8 protein-coding genes are annotated in these 6,363 nt (G+C 43.3%); 6 read left to right on the forward strand and 2 right to left on the reverse strand.

Going from position 1 to position 6,363, the window contains the following annotated elements:
- The first annotated feature begins 161 nt into the window (after positions 1 to 161).
- The 3 genes from IQ219_RS15530 to IQ219_RS15540 are packed head-to-tail and all read left to right on the forward strand — an operon-like array spanning position 162 to position 1,754.
- Positions 162 to 764 carry a VWA domain-containing protein gene (locus tag IQ219_RS15530; protein WP_194073211.1) on the forward strand — a complete coding sequence of 201 codons (603 nt, stop codon included), beginning with the start codon at positions 162 to 164 and terminating at the stop codon, positions 762 to 764.
- Between the two features lie 16 nt (positions 765 to 780).
- Positions 781 to 1,206 carry a hypothetical protein gene (locus tag IQ219_RS15535; protein WP_194073212.1) on the forward strand — a complete coding sequence of 142 codons (426 nt, stop codon included), beginning with the start codon at positions 781 to 783 and terminating at the stop codon, positions 1,204 to 1,206.
- A 35-nt stretch (positions 1,207 to 1,241) separates the two neighbouring features.
- Positions 1,242 to 1,754, forward strand: coding sequence for a GNAT family N-acetyltransferase (locus IQ219_RS15540; RefSeq protein ID WP_194073213.1), 513 nt, complete (start codon positions 1,242 to 1,244; stop codon positions 1,752 to 1,754).
- 125 nt (positions 1,755 to 1,879) lie between these two features.
- Here IQ219_RS15540 and IQ219_RS15545 read toward each other — a convergent pair whose 3' ends face one another.
- Positions 1,880 to 2,599 (reverse strand): TetR/AcrR family transcriptional regulator, encoded by a 720-nt coding sequence (locus tag IQ219_RS15545; protein WP_190597702.1) that lies wholly within the window; start codon positions 2,597 to 2,599, stop codon positions 1,880 to 1,882.
- Between the two features lie 37 nt (positions 2,600 to 2,636).
- Here IQ219_RS15545 and IQ219_RS15550 point away from each other — a divergent pair, with 37 nt between their 5' ends.
- The 3 genes from IQ219_RS15550 (at position 2,637) to IQ219_RS15560 (ending at position 4,973) form a co-directional block, all read left to right on the forward strand.
- Positions 2,637 to 3,713, forward strand: a complete 1,077-nt coding sequence (locus tag IQ219_RS15550; RefSeq protein ID WP_194073214.1) for a glycosyl transferase — start codon at positions 2,637 to 2,639, stop codon at positions 3,711 to 3,713.
- 304 nt (positions 3,714 to 4,017) lie between these two features.
- Entirely contained in the window at positions 4,018 to 4,533 is a 516-nt protein-coding gene (locus IQ219_RS15555) for a hypothetical protein (RefSeq protein ID WP_194073215.1), read from the forward strand.
- A 29-nt stretch (positions 4,534 to 4,562) separates the two neighbouring features.
- Positions 4,563 to 4,973: a bleomycin resistance family protein gene (locus IQ219_RS15560; RefSeq protein ID WP_194073216.1), complete on the forward strand. Its 411-nt coding sequence runs from the start codon at positions 4,563 to 4,565 to the stop codon at positions 4,971 to 4,973.
- Positions 4,974 to 5,210: 237 nt separating this feature from the next.
- Here IQ219_RS15560 and IQ219_RS15565 read toward each other — a convergent pair.
- Positions 5,211 to 6,363, reverse strand: a 1,153-nt coding sequence (locus IQ219_RS15565; RefSeq protein ID WP_194073217.1) for an HAD-IC family P-type ATPase, incomplete at its 5' end; no start/stop codon positions are given.

The following is a 6,363-nucleotide window of genomic DNA, read 5'->3' on the forward strand; positions in this document are numbered from 1 at the left end:
GGCTAAAAATGTTTATCATCCTTGGTAAATTCTGAGTTCATCAAATAATTTTGAATACTCCAATTTATTGGTAGAGTCGTAGAAAAATCAAAATTATGCTACTGACAGACTGAAAAAATTTCTATAATTGACAACAAGTTCATTTCACAAGCAGGTTCAAGATGCCAAACCAACGGGATTACACACTCATTATTGATAAAAGCGGTAGCATGTCTATCATCGAGCCAAAATTCCAAAAAAGCCGATGGGAGCTAGTTCAAGAATCAACCCTCGCCCTAGCCAGAAAGTGTGATCAGCTAGATGATGATGGGATCACCGTTTACACATTCTCTGGTAAAGTTCGTCGTTACGATAACGTCAACGCATCTAAAGTAGAGCAAATTTTCCAAGAAAATGAGCCAGTAGGGGGCACTAATCTCACCGCCGTGCTACAGGATGCGATCAATAATTTTTTACAACGAAAAAAATCTAATCAAGCCCAAATAGGTGAAACTATTTTAGTGATTACGGATGGAGAACCGAATGATCGTAGATCCGTGTTTGAAATCATTATCCAAGCCAGCAAATGTCTAGATGCAGATGAAGAATTGGCCATTTCATTCATGCAAATCGGTAATGACCCCAGTGCTACCAAATTTCTTCAAGCCCTTGATGATCAATTAATGGAAGTAGGAGCCAAGTTTGATATCGTCGATACAGTAACTTTTGATGAAATGGAAGATTTAACATTAACTGAAGTTTTATTAAACGCTATTGAGGATTAAAACTAGAGATTTTATTATGAACGACTCCGATTCCATTGACTCTATACTGGCTGACCTCCGCCAAAAATATATTCAAGAACCAGACATAATATCTAATAATCCAACGATAGACCCTACCTTAAGTAAAGAGCAACAGCATCCAACTTTAGATAAAATTTTAAATGAATTAAAGCAAGGTTTTAAGATTAATTACTTTCCCGAAAAAACAGATCAAATTCCAACCAGAATCAAAGGATCACCCCAAGCTTTAAATCCAGAACTAAAAAATTTAATCGATCGCCAAGAACAACAAAGGCAGGCAATCATTGCTCAAAAAGCACAACAATGGCTAGACCAACTTGACCCACTGTCCGGTGAGGGAATTTGGTTTGCAGATTTAGCCAAGCATTATCCATCTACCTTAGCCGCGGCCATTGCCTTATTAAATAACGAATCAACCTAAAATTAACATAGTCTTATATTATTAAAATCACAAAAATGATTGACATTGTAAAAACAGATCTTAATTTAACTATCCATGCGGAAGCAATGATTCAATTGATGGATGAATATGCCCGTGATCCCATGGGGGGAGGAGAAGGATTATCTGATTATGTTAAAGCAAATCTGCCTGTAGAACTTGCCAAAAGACCTTCTGCCCATGTCATTCTTGCCTTTGTTGATTTTCAGCCTGCTGGTCTTATTGTGTGTCTAGAAGGATTTTCTACTTTTGCTTGTAAGCCATTACTAAATATTCATGATGTTATTGTTTCTTTGCCCTATCGTGGTAAGGGGTTGTCAAAACTAATGTTGCAAAAAGTAGAAGCCATTGCCTTAGATTTAGGCTGTTGTAAACTCACCTTAGAAGTACTTGAAGGAAATCATGTTGCTCAATCAGCGTACAGGTCGTTTGGCTTTGGTAGCTATGAGCTAAACCCCCAAATGGGTAAAGCATTATTTTGGCAAAAAAAGTTACCAGATATCGCTCTTTTATCAGAAAAGGGAAGATAGAATAGAAGACAAGAGCGGAATGCTAGAAGTGGCAGATGGTAGTTCGCCGTAAAGCCAAAGAAACGGTAGCTGTATCTTCACTTTATACACCTAGACTGATAAAAAAGAGCTATTGCTGTATTGCATTAATGGCTGGTATTTTTTTCGCCTTTGGTCAATACTCCATGGAGAAAAATATCAGCTAACCCTTCCGCCATTTCCTGCAAAGCCTGGGGGGAAGCGTGGGGGTCAATTACCGTTTGTTCCGAAAAACCCGCCACGGCAAACATGCCTAAGAAAACCTGGGCCACAATTTTGGGATTCATCCGCCGGTAAATGCCCCGGTCCATGGCAGTTTGGAAAAATGCTTCCGCCACATCAGTCATTTTGTCGATAATTTCCGACTGAATTTTCTCCCGTAGCTCAGGGTGGTATTGGGCTTCCACAAAGCAAACTTGTAATAAATATTTGTTTTCTCGTAAATGGAACATACGCCGTTTCATTACCTGGGCGATCGCCTTGTAACTGCCCATCTCACTTAATTCCGTCAGCAAGTCAGTGAGAATTTCTATCCAGCCGGCGGTGGCTACTTCCACCAAAATGGCCTTCTTGTTGGTGAAATAACGGAACAAAGTCCCTTCGGCCACATTGGCCGCCTGGGCCAAATCCTTGGTGGTGGTACCTTCATAGCCCTTAGTGCCAAATAATTTCAAAGCTCCCTTCAAAATGCGATCATGGGTGGAAGCTTCGGCCGGATTGGTAAAGGTTGATGGGGCGGTGTAATACTTTTTGCTCTGCATGGACTTTACCTCTAAACTCACCCAGCTATTACTGTTATTGTGCGGGAAAAATCCCGATCGCCCCACTGGTCAACAGAAATCTTTATAATTCTCACCTTTTTGCATGAAACGTCCCACCCTCTACTGTGCAATTACGGGCCATGGTTTTGGCCATGCGGTGCGGACTGCCTGCATTGCCCGCCGGGTCCAGGAACTTTGCCCTGATGTGTTGGTAATTATGGCCACCCGTAGCCCCCGTTGGTTGCTGGAATGTTATCTAGAAAAACCCTTTATCCACCGTCCCGTGGCTTTTGATGTGGGGGTGGTGCAGGCCGACAGTTTACAGATGGATGAAGACGCTACTCGACAAGCCTTAGAGGATATTTATCGCCGGGAAAATACCCTGGTGGCCACGGAGTCTAACTATTTACGGAATAATCGGGTGGATCTAGTGCTGGCGGACATTCCGGCCCTAGCAGTGGCGATCGCCCATCGAGCGGATCTGCCCTGTTGGATGAGTAGTAATTTCGGTTGGAATTTTATTTATCGGGACTGGGGCGATGAATTTGGGGAAGTTATCGAAAAAATTGAACGGGATTATCGGCAATGTGATTTATTATTTCAGTTACCTTTAGCCGAACCAATGGAAATTTTTCCCAGAAAAATTGCCACAGGATTACTGGGGGGAGATCCCCGCTACAGCAAGCAAATGTTGAGGGAAAAATTTGCCATTAAAACTACCAAAGAAAAAACTATTTTACTAACCTTTGGCGGTTTAGGTTTAGAAGCTATTCCCTATCAAGTGTTAACAAAGTTTCCTGACTATCAATTTATTACCTTTGACGCCCAAGCCCCTAGGTTAGATAACCTGATCATTATCAAGGACAAAACCTATCGCCCCGTGGATCTAATGCCCCTTTGTGACCGAATATTTTCCAAGCCTGGTTTTGGCACCTTTGCCGAGGCTTTGAAATGGGAGGTGCCCATTATTTCCCTCACCAGGGATGGTTTTGCGGAAGCGCAGGTTTTACTAACAGGTTTACAGAACTACGGAGAGCACCAAATTGTGCCCCATCAGCAATTTTTCGCCGGGAACTGGGATTTTTTGTTGGAAAACCCCAAAAAACCTAGGTTGACTCAGAAGTTAGACAAACACGGCGATCGCCAGATAGCAGAAAAAATTGTTGCCCAAATTAGTTGATTTTGTCCCCCAACTCGGAAAAGGTCAGGGGATTTTGGTAAACCATAAGCCTGGGGTTAACCTCTAGGAAGCCGCTCATGGCTGTTCATGCCATATATCTTTACAATCCAAATGCTATCCGACACCTCCGTTGACTTAATAAAACTTAATCCAAATAATTTGACTTAGCGGTTCTTTTCAGGCATTCTTTCAGCATTAGCAGGCTGAACATGGGTTTTAATGCTGTTTATCCTTACAAGTTAAATGATAAATGTGCATTAAGGGTTCCCATTGAAGTTTAATTAATGGTTATGCATGAAATTAAATGACAGAGCAATTGCTAAAAATGGGGCTAATCCCAAAGCTATCACGAGACTTTGAGATTTTAGAAGAAGTTTGGGGGTATCATCCTATATACGATGTCCGTCTAAGGATTGACGTTTTCTTGCGTGCAAAGCCTCACTTAATAGCTGAAGGCTTCACCAATGAGTGGTTTGGTGTTGAGTGCAAATGGGTTGAAGGCATAAATGCACGGACATCAAAAACAACAAGGCTTGTTTGGCAAAGCATTACATACGCTCAGTCTATCTTTGAAGTGAATGGTAGCAATGTTAAGCCTCGTTTTGTTGCGGTGTTTACGCCTGACAATTTATCCCCCTCAATTGAGCGACATCTAGATACATTATTAGGGCTTGGATTGTATGGTTGTGTAGGCAAACTTTATTTTTATAAAGATGGATCGTGGGGTATCAAGTTTGCGAGTATATATGGGCGCAGCAGTCCAGATGGTTATTATATTAGCCAAAAACAATTACCAAAATTGAGAGCTGGTAGTGTATAAATGCATAACTTGTAGCTCAGGGATTAACTATGAAAGCAAAATGCATAACACCAATCCTGAATGTGTCCGATATGGAATCTAGCTTTGAGTGGTTTATGAAGTTGGGATGGTCGAAGAATTGGGAATGGGGCGATCCTGCTGGTTTCGGTTGCGTGGGATCTGGTGAATGTGAGATATTTCTGTGCCTAAATGGTCAAGGTGGCCGAGGAAAGAGCCAAAATTTAACAACATTCCAGAAAACAGGCGACGAATTAGGAGATGGTGGGATGTGGATGTCAGTGTGGGTTGAAGATGTAGATCAGATATTTCATATTGCGAAAGAGAATGGAATTGAGGTGACTTGTGAACCAGAAGATATGCCTTGGGGTGTTAGGGAATGTCACATAAGACATCCCGATGGTCATGTATTTAGAATTAGTTCTTCAATCACCACGAACTAAACGTTGCAGTCGGGCAAACTCTTCGGGCTTGCTGCCGCTCAATTTTACCGTTAGGCTGCATACAAAATTTACGACCTACCCACCAGCACTTCTTCGTCACTAGCTTCTTACTGCAAGCGCCTCTGTGCTTTTGCAATCGTCCATGGCGATCGCCAGATAGCAGAAAAAATTGTTGCCCAAATTAGTTGAGTTTGCCCCCCAACTCGGAAAAGGTCAGGGGATTTTGGTAAACCATGCTTAGGAACGGTTTTTTAACCCTTGCCAACGTTTGAGATAACGGGAACCTAAAATTACCACCTGTTTAGAATCTAGCAGACGATAAAGCCATAATTTCACCCAATCAAAGATTAAAAACCAAAGGAAAGCATAGCCCCAACTGGCCAGGGTCCACATCAATCCGATGGGGGTCATAAGAATACCAAAACAGGCCATAAGGGTGGAAATAGCTACGGATGCCCCGGTGGCCATCAACATCTTGGGGGCCGGGGGAATGGACCAGAAAGGGCCCCGTACTCGGGTCACATAAATGGTCATCATGCCCCCCACCGCTAGATGAAGATAAATGAGGGTTTGCACCATTTCATGGGGAAGTCCCAGATATTTTTCGGTGTAGTAATAAAGCAAAAAGGTCTCCACCACCCCCACCAATCCGATCGCCGTAGCGAGACTAATGATGTAGGGCATATTCCAGCGCTGGGGAGTTTTAGGGATTTTTGTGTTGTCATAGGCGATGGTTACCATGGAGCCGTCATTAATTAGGGCCAGCAACACCAACATAATCACTGTCACCGGATAGGTTCCATAGACAAAAATTGCCATGGTGATAAAAATCAAAATCCGTACAGTTTCCACCACCCGATAGATGCAATAACTATTCATCCGCAGGAAAATTTGGCGGCTCAGTTCAATGGCATCAATAATCACCGACAAACCCGGTGTTAGCAGGACAATGTCAGCGGCGGCCCGGGCCGCATCCGTAGCCCCAGAAACGGCAATACCAGCACTGGCCTGTTTTAAGGCAGGAGCATCATTGACCCCATCCCCCGTCATGGCCACAATGTAACCCCGCTTTTGTAAGGTTTCCACAATGTGAAATTTATCCTCAGGAAACACCTGGGCAAAGCCGTCGGCCTCTTCGATCTGCGCCCCCAGTTGGCTTAATTGACTGGCCGGGGTCTGGCGAAACAGTTCAGCGTTCAATACATTTTGCCCTAACCCCAACTGATGACAGGTTTCTTTGGCGATCGCCACCTGATCCCCCGTAATCATCTTGAGGGGAATGCCCAAACGTTTAGCATTTTCTATGGTTATTTGGGAATCTGGCCGGGGCGGGTCAAACAGGGAAATAATGCCCAGAAATTGCCATTCTCCCTGGTCATCGGTGCGGGCC

This window comes from Synechocystis sp. LEGE 06083 (genome assembly GCF_015207725.1).
Classification (GTDB): Bacteria; Cyanobacteriota; Cyanobacteriia; order Cyanobacteriales; family Microcystaceae; genus Synechocystis; species Synechocystis salina.